Source organism: Parendozoicomonas verongulae (genome assembly GCF_009711465.1).
Lineage (GTDB): Bacteria > Pseudomonadota > Gammaproteobacteria > Pseudomonadales > Endozoicomonadaceae > Sansalvadorimonas > Sansalvadorimonas verongulae.
The window spans coordinates 1-2,340 of sequence record NZ_SMME01000631.1 but is presented as its reverse complement, the minus strand read 5'-3'; the positions used below and the strand labels follow the sequence as shown (position 1 = coordinate 2,340).

Annotated in this window: 2 protein-coding genes; both read right to left on the bottom strand. The window is 46.4% G+C overall.

Translation table 11 applies throughout. The annotated features are described in order from the left end of the window. A partial coding sequence (locus tag E1189_RS02040) for a hypothetical protein (protein WP_155158412.1) occupies positions 1 to 1,610 on the bottom strand: 1,610 nt, incomplete at its 3' end. A 212-nt stretch (positions 1,611 to 1,822) separates the two neighbouring features. Then, positions 1,823 to 2,113, bottom strand: a complete 291-nt coding sequence (locus tag E1189_RS02035) for a hypothetical protein (protein ID WP_155158411.1) — start codon at positions 2,111 to 2,113, stop codon at positions 1,823 to 1,825. Between the last annotated feature and the right edge of the window lie 227 nt (positions 2,114 to 2,340).

Sequence of the window (2,340 nt, the reverse complement as noted above, 5' to 3'; positions counted from 1 at the left end):
GGTGGAGGAGGAGGAGGCGGTGACGGCACATTAGGTGACAATTCACCTTCCTGCTCCCATTCCTCATCCCAAGCATCATCTGCTGCTGTCACCCCTTCATCCAGCCATTGAGTCAGCTCATCCACCGCCTCACGCTCAGGAATATTCAGTGCCAGCCTTTCCGCCAGGGCGCCTCCTGCTGCGATGACCTCGCTTTGCACATAATCCTGCTCATCAGTGAGCCAGTTATAAACTTCCACACCAACAGTCAGAGCCAGATCACTGTTTAGTTTGTGGTTCAGCACAGCATCCCGATACGCTAGAGTCGCCGTTTCGGCCTCTTTATTCGTAGCGCCTTGCGTAACAAGGCTGGTAAACAGGCTCCTTGTCACACCGATATGATCTTTGGATAAATGTGGCTGAAGCTCTTTATCTAGAAGGTTTTGATAAACACTGATTGTGTCGGCTACTCCACCTGGTGTTAATTGCCCCTCCACTGCTTGCGGTGTCACGGAGGCCTTGACATCATCAAGCAGCTTAGGAGCCACCTCACTCTGAGCAGGAACAGCCGGTTGTTTCAGCGCAGGGCTAACAGAGCTTGTAGTGTTCTGGGGAGCAGGTTGAATGTCTCTTTTCTTTTCTACATTGAGCTTTGCACTAGCCTGACCTTTCTGCAAGGTTTTCTCTGCTACTGGAGCCTGTACCGCCGACCGTTCGTGAATCCCTTTCTGGGGCACACTATTCTGAGGGGATGTGGTTTGTTTCGGTTTCGTTGTTAAAATGTTTTTTTTCGGTGCGACAGGTGGCTTATGTTGAGGGGAAAACCTTGGTGCTTTATCGGGAGACTTAGCTCTCCGCGCCAGCCACTCAAAATCCGGAGCAGTGCTTTCAGCAAATTCATCGACACCTTTCGTCACCCAAACATCTTTTTGCATTGTATTAAAAGCTGCGGATTGAGCATCGCGGCTGATTTGCGCTTTATCTTCGCGAGCCAGATTTCTTGCTAACTTGGGATAAGAATCAAAAACCTGATCAATCAGAGAATCTGCCTGTTTTTGCATTTCTTGGTGAATACTATGCAGTTCACCGGGCCCTTTATCAGCAAGCCTTTCTGAAAAACCCTTCAGATTATCTGTGGCCAGAGGTTGAGACAGGACCTGAGAAAACATTGCAGCAAGAGATTTAGGATCCAACCGAATAAAACCTTTTTCAACTGCTTGCGGCGAACCCGCACTTCTACCCGCTCCCATTACCAGAACATTCAACTGTTGAATGATGTTTTTAGCTGTCGCTTCATTATCAACATGTCCATCACTGCCTCTGACTGGTTCAGGTACAGTGAATTGTTTAGGGTGAGCAACGGGTTGAGGTTGAACCACGGTTGTAAAGGATGAGAAGGATACAGTCCTCCTCATTCCTTCTGTAGCCCTGGGCGAGATATCTGGCAACGATACCGAGCGCTTCATAACGCTTTTTGGGGGTTTTGAGAAAGGTGATGTCACCGCCTTTAAAATATATTTAAAAGGGTTGCTCAACTTAAACGTTTTCTTCCCTTTATAGCTTCCCACCTTATTTAGAGAAGACTGTCCAACACCCTGAAAAGGGTCTTGAACACCATGAATGGAACCCACCTTTCCCGATCCAGAGCCTATATCACTCATAATGCGTCTCGATATTCCTTATCTCTTTTTATTCTAGGGCAGGTTTTGAAAAGGGAGAGTAGGAAGTCTTCTCCGGAGAGTATTTTGATGAACAGCCTATCGGGTTATATTCACTGCGTAGAGGCTTGGTTCAACAAAAAGGGCAGACATAAACGCCTGCCCTCATCCACATCTTGAAAATTTTATGATTCGATATTATTCAAACCATTGTAGGCGCTTAATACAAAGGCCAGCGAACCAAAGGCCAGCAGCACAGCCATTATGGGGAACAAAACTTCCTCATCAACCAAACCGAGGTAGCCCCCTATATGGAACGCGGAATAGCAGAACACCGACATAAATATGCCAAAACTGATTCCTTTCACCATCTGGCCAACAGAACCACCCAGCTTTCCCGCCACATTTAACAGGATAATGATTGCAACGGATGAAAATAGCATCACCGCGATATATGCAAACTGTTCAACGTCCATAATCTCTCCCTGATTATCAGATTTCAATCGAACTGCTCGGAACTTTAAGCCGCTCAGATACAAACGCGACAACTAAAAGTCATACACAAAAGGTAGTGCACAATTGCACAGGTAGAAAACCACAAGTACATTATTTTAAAAACTTAGTTACTTTCGCATAATGATGACAAGTGGATTTTTCCCTCTTCAAGCCACCCTTTACTTCAAAGGTGGTGGTGGGGGTGGAG